This window comes from Chloroflexota bacterium, from assembly GCA_009840355.1.
GTDB lineage: Bacteria > Chloroflexota > Dehalococcoidia > Lucifugimonadales > JADFKI01 > Bin90.
The window spans coordinates 1-18,027 of the sequence record VXNZ01000010.1; the positions used below are offsets into that span (position 1 = coordinate 1).

Genomic DNA, 18,027 nt, shown 5'->3' on the forward strand with positions numbered 1-18,027 from the left:
CATACCCAATCTACCAGTGGCGGCTTGACTTGTCAACCTTTCCGTATAATTCCCTATCCTTACCATATCAACCCATATCCGAAGGAGACATACATTGAACGGCTACGAAGCGATGGCAAAAATACTGAAAGCGGAAGGCGTGGAATGGCTATCCTGCTTCCCGGCGCAGCCCCTAATCGACGCATGCTCGCGTGAGGGCATACGCCCCATCCTGTGCAGGCAGGAGCGCGCGGGGGTTAATATGGCGGACGGATTCAGCCGCGTCCACAATGGCAACAAGATTGGCGTCTTCACGATGCAGACCGGACCCGGCGCCGAGAACGCGTTCGGCGGCGTGGCGCAGGGCTTCGCCGACTCCGTGCCGTTCCTAGCCATTCCGGGCGGCAATCCCGCTCCACGGCAAGGGGTACATCCCAACTTCGAGTCCGTGCCCAACTATCAGGGCATCACCAAGTGGGCGGCGATCATCAACATGCCGGAACGCATACCCGAGATGGTCGGGCGCGCGATGACGCACCTCAAGCACGGTAGGCTCGGTCCTGTACTGCTGGAGTTCCCTGGCGATGTCGCCGCCGCAGAGTTCCCCGGCGAATTGAATTACAAGCCGGTCGAAGTACACAAGTCGGGCGCGTCCCCCGAAGATGTGCGCGATGTGGTAACGGCGCTGCTCAACGCAAGCGCGCCGGTCATCAATGTCGGGCAGGGTGTGCTGTACGCCGAAGCCACGCCCGAGCTCATCGAGTTTGCCGAACTTACGAACATCCCCGTGATGACCACGCTCGCGGGCAAGAGCGCATTCCCGGAGACGCATCCTCTCTCGCTCGGCACAGGCGCGTCGTCCGGCACGCTGATGTGCGCGCGCTTCCTCGAAAATGCAGACCTCGTTGCCGGCATCGGCACTAGCTTCACCATATCCAACTTCAACGCACCGATGCCTTCCGGCGTTACGCTCGCGCACATCACGAACTGCGCGGAGGACATCAACAAGGACTACCGCGCGGACTACGGCGCGGTCGGCGATGCCAAGGTTGTGCTGCGGCAGATGATCGAAGAGGTGAAGAGTCAGGTCGGTGCGGAAGGTCGCGGAGATGTGAACGGCGTCCGCGACGAAATCAAGAAGATTCGCGACGAGTACATGGCAGAGTGGGGGCCGAACTTCGTGTCGGACGAGGTACCCATCAGCCCGTACCGCGTCTTCAATGAGATGATGGCGAATGTTGACATCGCCAACACCATCGTAACCCACGACTCCGGCTACCCGCGCGAACAGATTGTGCCGTTCTGGCCCGTAACCACACCGCGCGGCTACCTTGGCTGGGGCAAATCAACGCAGCTTGGCTATGGCTTGGGCTTGGCGCTCGGCGCGAAGATGGCAGCGCCCGACAAGACGGTGATAAACATTATGGGCGACGCTGCGTTCGGCATGGCAGGCTTGGATATCGAGACCGCCGCCCGCTCCAACATCGGTACGCTCACGATCATCCTGAACAACGGCGTGATGACGCACTACTACGACCACTTCCCGCATGCGACGGAGCACTGGGGCAGCAACAGGCTTGGCGGCGAGTACGCAAAGGTCGCTGAGGGCTTGGGTGCCTACGCAGAGCGCGTGGATAACCCCGACGAGGTGAACGGCGCCATCAAGCGCGCGCTGGAAGCCACGCAGGAAGACCGCCCCGCCGTCTTGGAAATGATGACCAAGGAAGAAGAAAACATCTCCCGCTACTGGCGCTAGGAACTAATCTAACAGAATATACAGGACGAGAAGAATGGAGCGAATGGAGGATTGCTTTACGGCAATCTCGTTCGCTCCATTATCATTAGTTTCCTGTGATCTCATTTATGAGTGTGCCCACAGATTCCTACTGTTTTATGCACTCCTAAAATAAAGGGAAGCCAGAGCTTGGCGAGAGTAAATCCCCTGAATGCAGAACTGACTATCTAAAATACTTGATAACGAACAAATGTTCATGTGCGATATTGAGGTCGTTATAGAACGACTATTCTATACGCGGAGGCGTAAGTACATGGACAAGCTGATAAGGAAGATAGTGCGCGCAGTTTTGCGTGCGGTGAATCTGGAGGATGCGCGAATATCGCGCATTGAGAATAGCGCTTGGAAAAATAAGCGCTATCTGAAAAACTTGGGGGTGGAGTTCACCGAAGAGGTTGTCGAAAGGGCAATTGACGAGGCTTTTGAGTCTGACGACATATCCGCTGCGGTGGAGGCTGCCTTCGAGGACATGCAAGAGAGCGCCGCGGCTGCGTGGGTCGATACGTTGAACGGCGTACTGCACGGCGATTACAATCGCAACACTTGCCGCGCGCTCATCCGCAGCGGGCAGTGGGATGAAATCGCGAGTGAGCATGAGACTAGGTGCGAGCATGCTCTCCGCAAAGTACTGGAACTGACCGCCGAATACTGGTCTGGCGAATACGACCCGCACAACTAAATTGCCTCGCTGAGTTAGTGCACACCTAACGAGGCAATATAACCACCCTTCACAAGAGAGTTCCTCCAAGCAGAGTGTGCATGCTTGGAGGAATTTTCATTTGTATATCTGGCTGCTGCTGAGATGCTAAAATCCATCACTGCGATTTTCGTTACTGTACTTGTTGTACTGGTGATCGCCTGTACATCCGAGCAGACTGCACCTGAATCCGTGTCCATACTAATGACGGACTTCGATGCTCTCAATGAGTGGTACTCGTCCGACATCCTTGCCGACAACATAAAGCAAGCATATCGAAATATAGGTCAGCAGCAACCGGAAGTAGGCCATTTCGCTAGGGCTTGCGTATTGTCGCGCAAGGCAGGTTTCGTTAGAGAAATCAGCAGGGAGGAACTCGCAGACCGAACGCGCGGCGACGCTTACTACACGGCATACAATGTAGGCATCGCGTGGATGCTCGCCGGCGGAACTCCGGATGAACAGAAGGAATGGTGCGAAAAAGTGGTCGCGCTGTATAACTTTGAGCCTTGGTTCGGCCAAAAGATAGAGTGGTAGGCCTGTGCGTTAGCCGCACAAGCCTACCACTTCCGTTAAATTGTCCCTGTCCAATTCTGTTGTTAGCTCAAGCCCGGTTAACTCAGGTGCTTGCCGATGAAGTCGAAGAGCTTGTTCCACCCGTCCACTGCCTGCTCCTGCCGGTACGCGCCGCGGTCATAGTAGAAGAAGCCGTGCCCCGCGCCCTCGTACATGTGGAACTCGTAGTCCTTGCCGGCGGCCTTCAGCGCTGCCTCGTGCTGGTCCACCTGCTCAGGCGTCGGGCTTGCGTCCTCTGCGCCGAACAGCCCCAGCAGCGGGCATGACAGGTCTGCGGTGTAGTCTATCGGCGCGACCGGCTGCTGTGGTGGCCTGTCGTCCTCCGCCTGCACGACGCGCCCGCCCCAGCACTCGACCGCAGCGTCGAACGAAGTCGAGCGGCAGGCGCACAGGAAGGCGTGCCGCCCGCCCGAGCATGTGCCGAACACGCCCACCTTGCCGTTTGAGTACGGCAGCGAGCGGATGTAGTCGGCGGCTGCGGACATATCGGCGACTACCTGGTCATCCGGTGCGCCGCCTTCTGCGCGAGCCTGCGCCGCAACATCGTCCGGCGTGCCATGCCCAAAGCGGTGATACAGGTCCGGCGAGATTGCCAGATAGCCGTGATGCGCGAACTTGCGCGCGAAGTCGCGGTACAGCTCGTCCCAGCCCGGCAGGTGGTGAATAAGCACCATCGCGGGGAACGGACCATCGCCCAGCGGTCGCGCGAAGTAGGTGTTGATGGCATCCCCATTCGCGCCCTTTATGGTGATGGTCTCCGCGATCATTCCTTCATACTGGTCTGTCGTATAGTTATGCGGCATAGATTTGCCTCCTTTGCCGTCTGATTTCAGCTTAGTGCGAATGTGCCTTATATTAATGCCTAGCAAGATTTGGCGCAAATGCCCACTTACTAACAGGATGGGGAGGATGGGATGTATGGATGATGTGTGGGTTGGAGATGTAATATACTCTTTTGCGCTATAGATAATTGATACTTTGTATTATTTTTGAGGTGATTTATTATGAGTGACGCAAACGCGATTATTGACGCTTGGCGCGAACGGATGCAGGAGTGGGACCGATTTATGGCTGAGCTGCGCGGTGGCGAAGGCGGTCATGGACACGGTGGGCATAGCGGTCATGGACAGGCGCAAGGGCGAGGCGACAGGCGAGCTACGTTTATCCACAAGCCGCTGGATCCGCGCCGCACGGACGACGCGGTGCTTAACGGTATCCTAGACCTTGTGAGCGTGGACTACGAAGTGCTGGATGTTGGTGGCGGCTCTGGGCGATTTGCGATTCCCTTGGCTCTGCGTGCGAAGCACGTAACGGTAGTCGAGCCATCAGAAGATTCGGTCGAGCTGCTGAACGAACGCGTGACAGACTTTGGTATCGAAAACATCACTATCATCAACGAGGCGTGGGAGGATGTGCCGGAGCCGGCGGCGGATGTCGTGCTGTGCTCGCTAGTGCTGCACCATGTGCTTGACGCTGCGCCGTTCGTGCGCAAGATGCAGCAGCACGCGAGGAAGCGCGTGGTGATTGTGGAGATGATGGAGACGCCTGGCGCGACAGAGATGCCGTTCTTCGAGCGAGTGCACGGTGCCGCCCCGACGCCCTTGCCCGGACTGCCGAAAATCCTTGAACTGCTATGGGCGTTGGAAATCTACCCCGATGTAACGATGGTTGAGCCGGAGAACGCCGTTCTCGACACCGACCGCGAAGGTGTGCTGGATCACCTGCGCCGCCGCCTCAGCGTTGAAGAAGGCAGTGAAGCCGACGACCGTTTACAAGCAGCCGCCAACGAACTGTTGGTGGACATTCCCGAAGGCTTGTCCGTTCGCAACGCCGCAATGCGTCGAAGCGCCATCGTTTCTTGGAATCCGGCGCGCGTCTGAGCTCGCTATAATCTATTGCTTGATACACTCTCTCCGTGATGTACAATGCACAGGCTGATTAAACCAACACGTAGGAGGCGACCCAATGCACATCGCGCGATTTTCTTGGAACGACAGGATACAGTGGGGCATCGCTGAGGGCGATGATTTGTATGCGTTGGATGGCGGCTTGTACGACAACCCGTCCGCCGGCGAGCGGTTGTGTGCGCTGTCGGATGCGCGGCTGCTCGCGCCGATTGACGCGCATGCGAACAAGGTAGTCGCCATAGCAGCGAACTACGGCGATAAGGCTGGACGCGATGGTCCCGGCATCTTTATGAAGCAGCCCGGCACTGTCATCGGACCGGACGACTCCATCATCTATCCGCGCATCGGCGTGCGCATCATCCACGAAGCGGAAGTGGGAATTGTCATCGGCAAGCGCGCGCGGCATGTCAGCGTGGAAGACGCGTTCGACTATGTGCTGGGATACACCTGCGTCAACGATGTGAGCGCGAATGAGCTTACGAACAGCGACATCGGCGCGGGCATGAGCCTGCGCTGGAAGCACTTCGACACCTTCTGCCCGCTTGGTCCTGTAGTCGCAACCGGCATAGACGGCGACAACCTGCGAATCCAATGCCGCGTCAACGGGCAGACGCAAGTGGACGGCAGCAGCGCGGACATGCTCTGGGGCGTCGCCGAGTTGGTGAGCTGGGTATCGGATGTGATGACGCTATACCCCGGCGACATAATCCCCAGCGGCTGCCCCGGCGTGGACGAAATCAAGGTCGGCGATGCCGTCGAGGTCGAGATAGAAGGTATCGGCATCCTCCGCAACCCGGTGGTGAAGGACATTGATTGAGTTAAATATAAATGGATGGATGGGGAGGATAAACACCATTTATCCTCCCCATCCCGCTAACCCCTTGTTCCAATGCCCTCCGTGTCTCCGAACTCCTTGATCATTATCCAGGCAGACTCCTCAACTGTCTGTCCGTTTCCGAGGTCATCCAATTCATTCCATGTGTCCGTCACTCGGTCAGGAAGACGCTTGTATCCGAGACGTTCATAAATTCGTATCGCATCGACATTGTCAACGGATACTTCTAGGTTGACTTCGTACAGATTCCGTCGGACGGCCGCTGACTCGACGGCCTCAATTAAGGCGGTTCCCACACCACGATTTCTGAAGGCACTTCCCACGTCCAGTGCGAACATTCGCAACGAGCCCGTCCTCTGAAATCCTCGACCACCTGTACTGACCGTGCCGACGATCTGCCCCTCGAGTTCGGCTATGAGCATCTCCCTGTATCCGAGCTCGCTTTCGTCATACCTTCTCTTAACCTGTGTACGGCTGACTTCTGGGCTGAGCGAATCTGCCAACCGATCAACATCTTCAAGTCTTACTTGGCGAATTTCCATTTAATCGGTCCCAAGGTTCTGACTTTAGCCCTATAAGAGTGGAAGGGGCTTATTGACTGACATACCGAAATACAGACTAACCGACAGACTAATCACGCCTTCTCCGCGATGAAATCCGCCATCCGCTCGCCTATCATCATCGTCGTGACATTCGTGTTCGCGCGGATACAGTCCGGCATCACCGACGCGTCCACCACGCGCAAGCCTTCCATCCCATGCACGCTCCCGTGCTGGTCAACCACCGCCATCGGATCGGACGCAGGCCCCATCTTGCATGTGCAGGATATGTGATGCCCTGTCGTCGCGTCCCGCATCATCCAGTCGTCCAGCGCGTCGTCCGATGCGAGGTCCGCGTCCGATGGCTCTATGCGCTCTTCGATGATGTCCTTAAACGCCTCATGCTCGCCCAGCGCAATGGCGCGGTGAATGCCCTCGCGCATCCGAATGCGGTCGAACTCCTCCGCGAAGTAGTTGTAGTTCAGGAACGGCTGCACACTTGGGTCGGGCGATGTGAGCCTCAGATCGCCCGCGCTCGCGGCGAGGTATATCGAGACGATAGCACGGATGCCCAGAGGTTCCATGCGCGCACCGCCTCGGTCCACCCGCTCAGTTGCGAACGACTGGAATATCATAATCATATCGTTCCGCAGGTCGCTGCCCTCCGCCGTGTAGCGCAGCACAAGCTGGTTGCGCGGCGCAAGCCCGTCTAGCTCGAAGCCTTCCTTCGTCTTCCATGTAATCCAGACGATAGGATGGTCGCGCAGATTCTGCCCCACACCCGGTAGGTCATGCACCAGCGGAATGCCGAACTCGGCTAGGTGCGCGGCAGGACCCACGCCCGACAGCATCAGTATCTGCGGAGAGCCTATCGCGCCCGCGCTCAGCACTATTTCGTCGCCGAATACCTCGAATGTTTCACCGCCGGACTCCACCTGCACACCAACCGCGCGCTTGCCCTCGAACAGGATGCGCTGCGTGGCGCAGTTCGCGCGAATAGTCAGGTTCAGCCGGTGCCGCGACATCCCCAGGTAGCCGATATTCGTACTCCAGCGAATCCCCTGCGGATTGTTGAACGGCGTAGGGCTGATGCCGGTCGAGTCAGGGTTGTTCAGGTCAAGGCTTTCCGGATGTCCTGCCGCTTTGCATGCGTCGTAGAACGCCTTCTGCGCCGGCAGCCACTCGTCCTGCTTGAACCGCCGCGCGATGATGGGACCGTCCGTGCCGTGGAAGTCGTCCGAGAAGTCTGTGTCCGTCTCCAGCTTGCGGAAGTACGGCATAAGCTTGTCGAAAGTCCAGTCCGAGTTGCCCATCGCAGCCCAGCCGTCGTAGTCCTCCGGCACGCCGCGCAGGAACATCTGCCCGTTGATTGCGCTCGACCCGCCCGTAACCTTGCCGCGCGGCACCATCATAGGCTGCTCCGCGCGCGCCGACGGCTGCCCCCAGAACTGCCAGTTGTGGTCGCTCACCATCACATCCGTGCCGGTCGCATATCCATAGCGCACCTCGTCCGGCAGTTGCTCAATCTCGGCGTAGTCGGGGCCCGCCTCCAACAGCAGGACCGACTTGCTCGGATCCTCGCTCAGCCGCGATGCAACGATAGCGCCCGCCGACCCCGCGCCAACAACGATGATGTCGTACTTCATATTACTTCCTCCTATCGTGTTTATCCTGTCGGTTCATTTTAATTTGCAAGGTAGGAGAGTAAGCGCTACATCTCCCGCCGAATATAGTCCGCAATCCGCTCGCCGATCATCATTGTGGTTACGTTTGTGTTGGCGCGCACCGTGTCGGGCATTACGGAGGCGTCGGCTACGCGCAAGCCTTCGATACCGTGCACTCTGCCGTACTGGTCAACCACGTTCATCGGGTCGCTGGCGGGGCCCATGCGGCAGGTGGTCGTCAGATGCTGCCCGGTCGTGACCTCTCGCAGCATCCATGCATCCAGCGCGTCGTCGGATTCTAAGTCAGCGTCGGTCGGGCTGTATCGCTCCTTCACCACCGAGGATAAGTCGGAATGCGCGAAGACATCCACCGCTAGGCGCACGACTTCGCGCAGACGCCGCCTGTCCTCAGGGTCTTCCAGCAGGTGGTAGTCAAGGAACGGCTGTACATGGGGATCGAGCGATGTGAGCGTAATTCTGCCCTTGCTCTTGGCGAGGTATATCGAGCCTGTGATGCGTATGCCCGTCGCCTCCATGCGGTTGCCACCGCGGTTGATGCGCTCGGACGCGAACGACTGCATCCACATCATCATGTCGTTGGCAAGCTCCGAGCCGGTCGCGGTGTAGCGCAGCCCGACCTGAATGCGCGGCGCGAGACCGTCCAGTGGGATGTGGTCTTGCACGCTCGCGTCGATGAATATCAGCGGATGATCGCTGAAGTTGCGCCCCACGCCGGGCAGGTCATGCACGACGGGTATGCCCATTTCTTGCAGGTGGTCGGCAGGACCTACGCCGGACAGCATCAGCAGTTGCGGGTTGGCGATTGTGCCACTGCTCAGCACGATTTGATCGGCTTCCGCGATGAAACGCTCGCCCCCGCTCTCCACATCCACGCCGGTAACACGCTTGCCGTCGAACAGCAGCCGGTGCGCCATGCAATTCCCCCTGATGGTCAGGTTCAGGCGGTGGCGCGCCTGGCTCAGGTAGCCGACGCTGGTGCTCCAGCGTATGCCGTCTGGGTTGTTGCAGGGAATCGCTCCAACGCCGTGCGCGTCCGGCGCGTTCATGTCATCAACATGCTGGAAACCCAAATCCCGACAGGCATTGTAGAACCCGCTCTGCGAAGGATGCCATGTCTCGCGTTTGAAGCGGTGGCAGATGATTGGCCCCTCCGTGCCGTGGAAGTCGTCTGAGAAGTCGGTGTCGGTCTCCAGCTTGCGGAAGAACGGCATCACATTCTCGAGTTTCCAGTCGTCGTTGCCCTTGGCTGCCCAGTCGTCGAAGTCGTGTGTCAGCCCGCGCAGAAACACCTGCCCGTTGATGGCGCTTGTGCCGCCGGTAACCTTGCCACGCGGCACTAGCATCGGCTCGGCGACATCGTTGCCCTTGCCGATAAACTGCCAGTTGTGGTCGTCGCTCACCATTATGTCTGTCCCGGTGGCATAGCCGAACTTCAGCTCTTCAGGCAGCGTATCCAAGTCTGGGTAGTCCGGACCCGCCTCCAGCAGCAGCACGGAACGATCCGGGTCTTCAGAAAGCCTGGAGGCAACAACGCCTCCGCCAGAACCCGCGCCTATGACGATAACATCGTATTTCATGGCAGTCCCTCCATTTGGTTTATCAATCAGTCGGTCAGTTTGTTGATTGGCGTGTCAGTCCATGCCCCATTGATGGCGGAAGGTTAGGATGGGGATGAATCGCCCCATACCAATCTCATTCTGTCCCTAACGGGCCTGCCCATCCCTCAACGCATGCGAATAGTGCATATTGCGGGCGATAATATATGCGGCTGGCGCGAGCGTCAAGAATGTGCAGTAATTTGCCATGATTTCGTGAATGCCTGTTGGTTAACCGTCTGGGCTGACATTCCGAGCAGAGCGGAAAATCTAAAGTCGTCTGGGTAAATCGGGCGTATATGCGGTAGAATAGTCAGCAGACGCCATTCCGGCTCACAATTCATGAATTCATACTTGAGGTTTGCCAATGTCCCTGACAAGGGAGTTACAAAGCGAAAATGCTGATCTTTGGGAGCGCGCCGCGACGCACCCGTTCGTAATCGAGATGGGCGAAGGCACACTGCCGACGGAGAAGTTTCGCCGCTACTTTCTGCAGGACTATGTGTTCGTGCGTGACCTCGTGCAGACGATTGCGCTGGGCGCGGCGAAGGCGCCAACCATCGAAGACGGCGCGCCGCTTGTGAAATTCCTCGCGGCGCTTGGTCCCGAGAACGACCTGTTTCAGCGCGCGTTCGCCGAGCTTGGTGCAAGTGAAGCCGAATACTCCGCGGCGAGCGCAACGCCTACCACGCAGGCATTCGGCGATTTCATCGCGCGCACTGCACTGCAGGGCGACTTTATCGACATCCTGACTATCCTATACGTTACGGAAGGCTTGTATCTCGACTGGGCGGTGCGTCTGCTGGAAGCCGGCAAGCGTCCGGAATCGCCGAAGATATACGCGGAGTGGATCGACATACACGGACCGGAAGTTCTGGGCGAACTGGTCGATTTCCTCCGCGAGCGTATCGACAATGCAGGCATTGACGGCGCGGACAACAGCAGACGCGACGAGATAGCGCGCGTCTTCCGCACTACGCTCCGCTACGAATACCGCTTCTGGCAAGCCGCATATCACGGCGACAACTGGGACTAATCCATCCTACATCTAAATCGCATCCAGTTCATCGATATAAGTTATGTGAGTAACTCATGAAAAAAGTAATGACGATTGCGGGCAGCGACTCCGGCGGCGGTGCTGGCATACAAGCCGACCTAAAGGCGTTCGCCGCCAACGGCGTTTACGGCACATCCGCAATCACGGCGGTTACGGCGCAAAACACGCTGCGAGTCTCCGATGTGCTGGCGTTGCCACCGGAGTTCGTGGCGAGCCAGATAGATGCCATCGTGAGCGACATCGGCGCGGACGCGGTGAAGACGGGCATGCTCGCCAACGCCGCCATCGTGGATACGGTCGCCGAGTGCATCGCGGCGCATTCGCTCAGCCCGGTCGTCATCGACCCGGTGATGGTCAGCAGCACTGGCTCGCGCCTGTTCGCGGATGACGCAGTGGACGCGATACGCGACCTGTTGCTGCCTCTCGCCACGCTGGTTACGCCGAATACGCGTGAGGCAACGGTGCTGACCGGACTCGCAATCAACACGCCGGACGACATGCGCGTCGCAGCACGCCAAATCGCCGAGACGATGGGTGCGAGCGCAGTGCTCGTCAAGGGGGGGCACATCGAAGGTCCGGCTACCGATGTGCTGTACGATGGGAGCGGCTTCACCGAGTTCACGGAGGAGCGCATCGACACCACGAGCAATCACGGCACGGGCTGCACTCTGGCATCGACCATTGCGTCGAACTTGGCGAATGGTCAGGACCTGCCGACCGCAGTGGCAAACGGCAAGGCGTATGTTACGAACGCGATGCGCGCTGCCGTGCCCATCGGCGAGGGACACGGGCCCCTGAACCACTTCTACATGCTTGGTGGCGCGAACTGATAAGCCCGAGGTGAGGTCTGACATGACAACAACCACAGAGCGGCTCATAATGACGGCAGACGAACTGTTCGCTATGCCGGACGACGGCTATCGCTACGAACTCGTCAGAGGAGAACTGCGAAAGATGGCACCGGAAGGTGGGGAACACAGTTGGATTTCGTCTGACATAGACGGTAGTTTGAACCCGTATGTCAAAGTGAATAGTCTAGGTAAGACTTTCACTAACGACCCAGGATTCATTCTGCAACGCGACCCCGACCATGTGCGCGCGCCCGATGTCGCCTTCGTGCGGCGCGAGCGCATCGAAGTTATCGGCAAGCAGACAGGATATTGGCCAGAAGCGCCGGACTTGGCAGTCGAAGTCATTTCTCCGCACGACCGCTACACCGAAGTCGATGAGAAGGTCGCCGATTGGCTTGCCGCCGGCACGCGCATGGTAATCGTGGTCAACCCGCGCAACAATACGGTGAGGGTGCACCGCTCGCCCACTGATGTCGTCAGCCTGACGATTGACGATACGCTGGACGGTGGCGATGTGGTGCCGGGATGGCGCATGCCGCTGACGGAAATCTTATTGGATTGATGTGCCGCGTGTGCACATAGGGAGTGCAACGGCGCTTTTCACCCCTCGTCCTAACCTTCTGAAAACCTACTAACTGACGCACTGACATACTGATAGACTGACGCACTGACAAAACACACAAGGAATAAAGATGGAAAACTCCGTAGGCATTGGGCTGCTGGGCATGGGCGTGGTCGGGGGCGGCGTGGCGCAAGTTATTGGCGGCAAGAGCGACGAGCTGGCGAAAATGATCGGCGCGCCTCCGATGTTGCATGGCGCACTGGTTCGCGATATGACCAAGCCGCGCGCAGCGAATCTACCCGCAGACTCGCTCACCACCCGCGCTGACGATATTATCGAACACCCGATGGTCAACATCGTCGTGGAGGTTATGGGCGGCGAGCAGCCCGCGCTCGACTACATCCTCAAAAGCATATCGCTCGGCAAGCATGTGGTTACCGCCAACAAGGAAGTGATGGCGAAGCACGGCGCGGACATCCTGACGCAGGCGCGCGAACAAGGCGTGCAGGTGCTGTTCGAGGCGAGCGTCGCAGGCGGTACGCCTATCATCGCACCGCTGCTGCGCGACCTCGTGGCGAACGAAATAGTCAGCGTCAACGGCATCATCAACGGTACGACGAACTATATACTGACGAAGATGGCGCAGGAAGGGCAGGACTTCGCGGTCGCGCTTGCGGACGCGCAAGCGTTGGGCTACGCAGAATCAGACCCGACGAACGACATTGAAGGCATCGACGCGGCATACAAGCTGGCGATACTATCTACGCTCGCATTCCGCGCGAGTGTCAGCGATGCCGATGTTTACAGCGAAGGCATAACGCACCTGACAGCGCAGGACTTCCGATACGCGCGCGAACTCGGCTATGCGATAAAGCTGCTCGCCATCGCGGACAAGGCGAACGGCGCGGTGAATGTGCGCGTGCATCCGGCGATGGTGCCGGAAGATGTGATGCTCGCTAAGGTTGACGGCGTGCTGAACGCTATCGAAGTGCAGACGGATCTCGCCGGGCGCGTGCTGTTCCACGGACGCGGCGCCGGCGACATGCCCACGACGAGCGCCGTACTCGCAGATGTGGTGCATATCGCGCGCAACGTAGTCCGCGGTGTCGATGCGCCGCCGCTGCCTATGCTGAACGCCGATGTGCGCATCTCTCCGATTAGCGCGCTTGAGACGAAGTACTACATGCGGCTGAATGTCGAAGAACGGCCCGGCGTATTCGCGCAAATCCTCAAGGTGCTGGGCGACCTCGACATCAGTATTGCGTCTGCCATTCAAAAGGAGACCGACGACGCGGCAAGGCGCGCGGAAATCGTGCTTATGACGCATCGCGCCAAGGAGAAATCGGTGCAGACCGCGCTGAAAGCCATCGGCAAACTCGAAGTGGTGAACGAAATCGGCAGCCTAATCCGCGTCGAAGAATGGGATTGAAATTGACAGAGTGTTGAGCGCGATATATACTATATATACATTCGCCCCTTGGCAGTACGCTACACTCCCGGAATATCCGGTGATCTTGAGTGAGCCGATCCCCTGGGGCTTTTTGTTTGCCCTGTGAGGTTTCTATGGCTAAAGTGGCAATTCTGATAGATGGTGGATACTTTCTAAAGCGGCTGCCGTCAGTACGCTCAGATATAGATGACACGGATCCTATTGAAGTTGCGGGGGCTATCAGGCAGTTAGTCCGTAACCACCTGAGTCAACTAAACAACATTCATCATGCTACTAACTTTTACAGTCTTCTCTATCGGTGCTTTTACTATGATGCCCTTCCGTACAGTAACAAAGGACAAAAACCCATAACCAGACGTCCCATTAACTTCGCTACATCAGAAATGGGCTCTTCGATGCTCTGCGCGAGCAATCTAACTTTGCGCTTAGATTGGGAGAAGTTAGAAAGCCGAGCAAAAGTTCATGGACTTTGAAACCATCAGCACAAAAGCGTCTTTTGCGTGGAGACATAGATACGTCGGGGCTTAGTGATGAGGATTTCATACCTGATTTGCATCAGAAGGGTGTGGACATGCGGATAGGGCTAGATATCGCATCTATTACCCTGAAACAACAAGCCGACACGATCATACTCGTATCTGGTGACAGCGATTTTGTGCCTGCGGCAAAATTGGCGCGCCGAGAAGGTGTCATATTCATCTTGGACCCGCTTTGGCAAAAGGTCTCTAATGACCTGCTGGAACACATCGATGGATTGCGGAGTGGCTTCTACAATCCTGGCAGCCGAACCACGTGAGATTCCTAGGCGACAAGACCGACAAGGCAGCCCAATCCGAAGCCCGCGCCGACGCTGCCGAAGCCCGCGTATCGCAACCGGAAGCCGAACTGCGCCGCCTGCGTGGGGAATAACGACGGTTGGTTCAACTGCGATCTGACAAGTTCGGCGATATGGAACTGCAAATCCGCGTTCAGCCGCGCGAGCCGTGATGCAATCGAAGTTGATGACGAGGGCGCATCTGCGCGGATAATCGTGCGGATAACGGCGCCGCCCGAATCCGGCAAGGCGCATGCCGCCGTTATTGCGCTGCTGGCAAGGCAGCTGCGCATTCCCAAATGCAGCGCCCACTCCCGCGCAGGCGCAAGCCGCCTCCTCCTCGACCAGCACGCCCTCTTCTCGAAGCGCCCACTCGCACGCGGGCGCAAGTCACGCGACAATATCCCTCGCTTTGCTTCGGAATGACGGCAGGCGGGGATGTACGGCATGACAATGGAATCTGGAATTGCTGTCGGAGTTCGCCCCGCATCCTAACCTTACCCCTCAAGGGGCAGGAGCTCATATCCTGCGTATCCTGTCCATCGATGTTAATTTCCGTTACGGCGTTATCTAATTGGGGTGGTAGAATGTAGCTCGATATGGATGAATTCGTTGTATTCGGTGTGCTGCTGGCGGCGCTTGTGCTGTTTATTACGGGCAAGGTGCGCTATGACATTGTGGCGCTTAGTGCGCTGCTGATACTCACGATTGTGCGGATTGTGCCGGCAGCGGACGCATTTCATGGATTCGGGCATCCGGCGGTCATAACCGTCGGCGCGGTGCTGGTGCTCAGCAAGACGCTCGAAAGCTCCGGCGTCATCGATGTCTTGGAGCGATGGTTCGCGCACGTCGGGCAGCGACTGACCGTGCAGATTGCGTCGCTGTCCGGGTTGGTCGCCGTGCTGTCCGCGTTCATGAACAACGTGGGCGCGCTCAGCCTGCTGATGCCACTCGCGGCTCGGGCGGCGAACACCGCGCGACGTCCATACTCACCCTACCTGATGCCGCTGTCGTTCGCGTCGCTGCTGGGCGGTTTGACAACGTTGGTCGGCACGCCGCCGAACATCATCATCGCCACATTCCGCCACGAAGCAGTTGGCGAAGCGTTCGGAATGTTCGACTTTACGCCCGTCGGCGCAGCAGTCGCAGTCGCTGGTGTCATATTCATCGCGCTTGTCGGATGGCGGCTCATACCGTCTCGGCGGCCGCAAAGTAGCCTGTCGGACGCCATAGACATCTCGGGATATATGGTGGAGGTGCGTGTAACGCAGAACTCGCGATTCGCGGGCAGACTCGTGCGCGACCTAGAAGAGCTCGCCGGCGAGGATGTGGTGATAGTCGGTGTGATACACAGAGGAACGGCATACGGCGCGCCGTCGGCATACCAGATTATCGATGTGGGCGATGTGTTCATCATAGAGATTGCGCCGGAAGACCTGAACGCTTTCATGCTCGATACCGGGTTCGCGCTGGAAATGTTTCGCGATCTGCGGTCCGATGTGGAGCAGTCCGTCGAGGCGGACGATGTAACGCTGCTCGAGGCGGTGGTGATGCGCAACGGGCTAGCGGATGGTAACACGGCGCGCAGCATGCACATGCACGCGCAGTTCGGCGTCAACCTGCTCGGCGTGTCGCGCAGGGGCACTCGGCGCGTATCGAGGCTCAGCCAAGTCGTGCTGCAAGTCGGCGATGTGCTGCTGTTGCAGGGCAAGACAGAATCGGTACAGAACGCGCTGCCAAGTCTCGGCGTACTGCCGCTCGCGCAACGAGACCTGCAAGTCGGACAGCCGCCACGCCGCCTGATAGTGCCGGTGAGCGTGTTCGTCTGCGCGCTGCTGCTGACCATATTCGGCGTATTGCCGATACACATATCGCTGCCCGGCGCGGTCGTCGTGCTGTTGGTGAGCCGCTTCTTGTCGCTGCAGACGGCGTATCAGGCGGTCAACTGGCCAATCATCATCCTGCTCGGCGCAATGATCCCCGTGGGCGAGGCTCTGGAGACGACGGGCGGCGCGCTGCGAATCGCCGCGCTGGTAACGGAATTGGGCGACTCGCTGCCGGCGTGGAGCATGGTGATGTTGATACTGGTCATCACGATGCTGCTGTCGGATTGGATAAACAACGCGACGGCGGTAATCCTTATGGCGCCCGTGGGCTTGGGCGTGGCGGCGGCAATAGGAGCGGCGGCGGACCCGTTCCTGATGGCAGTGGCGATAGGCGGGTCGTCCGCGTTCCTATCGCCGATTGGCCATCAGTCGAACACGATAGTGATGGGCCCCGGCGGCTACCGATTCGGCGACTACTGGCGAATGGGCTTGCCACTGGACATCATAATAGTATCCGTAGCCACTCCGCTGATAGTGCTGGTGTGGCCATTGGGAGTATGAGTGGCATAAGACAATGCCGTCTATTACCACCCCACGGTGAACTTGACTACCAGGGTGGAAGGTACGGTGTGACTTCTCTAATGGGACTTTAAGCCCGTTTTGTTCAGCGGAGGCGCTGTTCAAGAGCCTGGCGTGGTCGATGCGGGCTGCGCTGGAGGTGGATGAGCGGCTGGGCGGGGAGGTTGCGAGCACGAAGAGGAGTATTGGGTAGGGGAGGGATAGGAAGGCTATTCTGCCGCGAGGTCTCTTGTCCTGAGCCTGAACCAAGATGCTTCGCCCGAATCGATGTCGTTCTGCGCGCGATTGTTGGTGCGCATTCCGGCGACAACGGCGTAGGCGGGGTTCTGGGTGAAGTCCCTGAGATACTGGGCGTTGCGGATGGCGCGCCGCGTGCCGTTGCCGGCGAGGGTATAAGAAATCTCCACTGCAACATGGCAGATCATGCCCTCATCGTTCTGTCCCTCTATGATTAGGTCGGCTAGGCGGAAGCTGGCCAAGTCGTTACCGGCGATGACACTGGTGTCTGCGGCATCGGTGATGTTCCAGATGTCTTCGTCGGTGAGGATTCTGGGTTCGCTGAGACCGACGCTTCTGGCGATACTATAAGCGCGCCTGATCGCAGCGGTTCGGGCGTGGCCGCCTTTTACTTCGCCCATGTCTGCGCGAATTTGCGCTACATCTTCTTCTATATTGCTGAAGCGCCGATTGGCGGCTTCTATGAATCGAGCGAGCACCTGCCGCAGTTCAAGCAATTCATCGATCAGCAGTTCGCGCCGCAGTTCGTCGCGCCACTCCGGATGCTCACGCAATAGGCGGGTGAAGTCTTGCATAGTGTTGATTGTGGTCATAGGTATGCGCTCACTCGTCAAGACGCAGTCTCCGCAGTCTCCGCCTGATTTCATCAATTGGGTAGCTCACATACTCGCCACGCTCGATTTGAGCGAAGCCGTCCATCATTTTGGAGTGGAACTGCGGCGACTGGAGCAATTTTTCTATTTCTTCTTTGGTTCGCGGCTTTCTGCCTCCAGAGGCGAACCTGTCTCGTTCGGCTGTCATTGGCAACCTCCGTTTCGATGATGCGCTGGTTTAATGGGATTATAGCATAAGCAGGGGCTACTCCCGATTGAATGCAGCATTTTTCTTGTGGCCATAAGCCCTCTACCGAAGGTGATGCTGTAGTCTGAAGCAGTAGAATCCGACGCTACGACTTGACAACATATATCGCCGAACTCTTATTCATCCGCAGCCGGCACTAGGCGCTGTTCTCTGTAGCAGTCGTCGTTATTCTCCGTGCCGTC

17 protein-coding genes and 1 pseudogene are annotated in these 18,027 nt (G+C 58.2%); 12 read left to right on the forward strand and 6 right to left on the reverse strand.

Annotated features, from left to right (window positions below; translation table 11 throughout):
* Nucleotides 1–94 precede the first annotated feature (94 nt).
* The 3 genes from F4X57_02315 to F4X57_02325 all read left to right on the forward strand — a co-directional run bounded on the left by F4X57_02315 (nt 95) and on the right by F4X57_02325 (nt 3,008).
* Complete coding sequence (locus F4X57_02315; GenBank protein MYC06003.1) at nt 95–1,735, forward strand: thiamine pyrophosphate-requiring protein; 1,641 nt, start codon at nt 95–97, stop codon at nt 1,733–1,735.
* A gap of 292 nt (nt 1,736–2,027) precedes the next feature.
* Nucleotides 2,028–2,453 carry a hypothetical protein gene (locus F4X57_02320; GenBank protein MYC06004.1) on the forward strand — a complete coding sequence of 142 codons (426 nt, stop codon included), beginning with the start codon at nt 2,028–2,030 and terminating at the stop codon, nt 2,451–2,453.
* A 123-nt stretch (nt 2,454–2,576) separates the two neighbouring features.
* Nucleotides 2,577–3,008, forward strand: a complete 432-nt coding sequence (locus F4X57_02325) for a hypothetical protein (protein ID MYC06005.1) — start codon at nt 2,577–2,579, stop codon at nt 3,006–3,008.
* Between the two features lie 77 nt (nt 3,009–3,085).
* Here the strand turns inward: F4X57_02325 and F4X57_02330 are convergent, their stop codons facing one another.
* Nucleotides 3,086–3,850 (reverse strand): dienelactone hydrolase family protein, encoded by a 765-nt coding sequence (locus F4X57_02330; GenBank protein MYC06006.1) that lies wholly within the window; start codon nt 3,848–3,850, stop codon nt 3,086–3,088.
* 201 nt (nt 3,851–4,051) lie between these two features.
* Here F4X57_02330 and F4X57_02335 point away from each other — a divergent pair, with 201 nt between their 5' ends.
* Both F4X57_02335 and F4X57_02340 read left to right on the forward strand, forming a co-directional pair.
* Nucleotides 4,052–4,927 carry a class I SAM-dependent methyltransferase gene (locus tag F4X57_02335; GenBank protein MYC06007.1) on the forward strand — a complete coding sequence of 292 codons (876 nt, stop codon included), beginning with the start codon at nt 4,052–4,054 and terminating at the stop codon, nt 4,925–4,927.
* An 85-nt stretch (nt 4,928–5,012) separates the two neighbouring features.
* The gene (locus F4X57_02340) at nt 5,013–5,771 is read left to right on the forward strand and encodes a DUF2437 domain-containing protein (GenBank protein MYC06008.1); all 759 of its coding nucleotides are present in this window, start codon (nt 5,013–5,015) and stop codon (nt 5,769–5,771) included.
* Between the two features lie 56 nt (nt 5,772–5,827).
* Here the strand turns inward: F4X57_02340 and F4X57_02345 are convergent, their stop codons facing one another.
* From F4X57_02345 to F4X57_02355, 3 genes are all read right to left on the reverse strand, one after another.
* Nucleotides 5,828–6,331, reverse strand: a complete 504-nt coding sequence (locus F4X57_02345) for a GNAT family N-acetyltransferase (protein MYC06009.1) — start codon at nt 6,329–6,331, stop codon at nt 5,828–5,830.
* A 92-nt stretch (nt 6,332–6,423) separates the two neighbouring features.
* The gene (gene mftG / locus F4X57_02350) at nt 6,424–7,974 is read right to left on the reverse strand and encodes a mycofactocin system GMC family oxidoreductase MftG (protein ID MYC06010.1); all 1,551 of its coding nucleotides are present in this window, start codon (nt 7,972–7,974) and stop codon (nt 6,424–6,426) included.
* Nucleotides 7,975–8,039: 65 nt separating this feature from the next.
* Nucleotides 8,040–9,590: a mycofactocin system GMC family oxidoreductase MftG gene (locus F4X57_02355; protein ID MYC06011.1), complete on the reverse strand. Its 1,551-nt coding sequence runs from the start codon at nt 9,588–9,590 to the stop codon at nt 8,040–8,042.
* Between the two features lie 385 nt (nt 9,591–9,975).
* On the opposite strand from F4X57_02355, the gene F4X57_02360 reads away from it, so the two are divergent.
* From F4X57_02360 to F4X57_02390, 7 genes and pseudogenes are all read left to right on the forward strand, one after another.
* Entirely contained in the window at nt 9,976–10,644 is a 669-nt protein-coding gene (locus F4X57_02360; protein ID MYC06012.1) for a hypothetical protein, read from the forward strand.
* Between the two features lie 56 nt (nt 10,645–10,700).
* Entirely contained in the window at nt 10,701–11,495 is a 795-nt protein-coding gene (thiD, locus tag F4X57_02365; GenBank protein MYC06013.1) for a bifunctional hydroxymethylpyrimidine kinase/phosphomethylpyrimidine kinase, read from the forward strand.
* 22 nt (nt 11,496–11,517) lie between these two features.
* On the forward strand, nt 11,518–12,078 hold the full coding sequence (locus tag F4X57_02370) for a Uma2 family endonuclease (GenBank protein MYC06014.1): 561 nt from the start codon (nt 11,518–11,520) through the stop codon (nt 12,076–12,078).
* 130 nt (nt 12,079–12,208) lie between these two features.
* Complete coding sequence (locus F4X57_02375) at nt 12,209–13,507, forward strand: homoserine dehydrogenase (GenBank protein ID MYC06015.1); 1,299 nt, start codon at nt 12,209–12,211, stop codon at nt 13,505–13,507.
* A 134-nt stretch (nt 13,508–13,641) separates the two neighbouring features.
* Nucleotides 13,642–14,324 (forward strand): annotated as a pseudogene (locus F4X57_02380) (NYN domain-containing protein).
* Nucleotides 14,325–14,459: 135 nt separating this feature from the next.
* Nucleotides 14,460–14,768 (forward strand): DUF167 domain-containing protein, encoded by a 309-nt coding sequence (locus F4X57_02385; protein MYC06016.1) that lies wholly within the window; start codon nt 14,460–14,462, stop codon nt 14,766–14,768.
* Nucleotides 14,769–14,941: 173 nt separating this feature from the next.
* Nucleotides 14,942–16,729: an SLC13 family permease gene (locus F4X57_02390; GenBank protein ID MYC06017.1), complete on the forward strand. Its 1,788-nt coding sequence runs from the start codon at nt 14,942–14,944 to the stop codon at nt 16,727–16,729.
* Nucleotides 16,730–16,956: 227 nt separating this feature from the next.
* On the opposite strand, the gene F4X57_02395 is transcribed toward F4X57_02390, so the two are convergent.
* Nucleotides 16,957–17,577 carry a hypothetical protein gene (locus tag F4X57_02395; protein ID MYC06018.1) on the reverse strand — a complete coding sequence of 207 codons (621 nt, stop codon included), beginning with the start codon at nt 17,575–17,577 and terminating at the stop codon, nt 16,957–16,959.
* A gap of 10 nt (nt 17,578–17,587) precedes the next feature.
* Nucleotides 17,588–17,785: a hypothetical protein gene (locus tag F4X57_02400; protein MYC06019.1), complete on the reverse strand. Its 198-nt coding sequence runs from the start codon at nt 17,783–17,785 to the stop codon at nt 17,588–17,590.
* Nucleotides 17,786–18,027 lie beyond the last annotated feature (242 nt).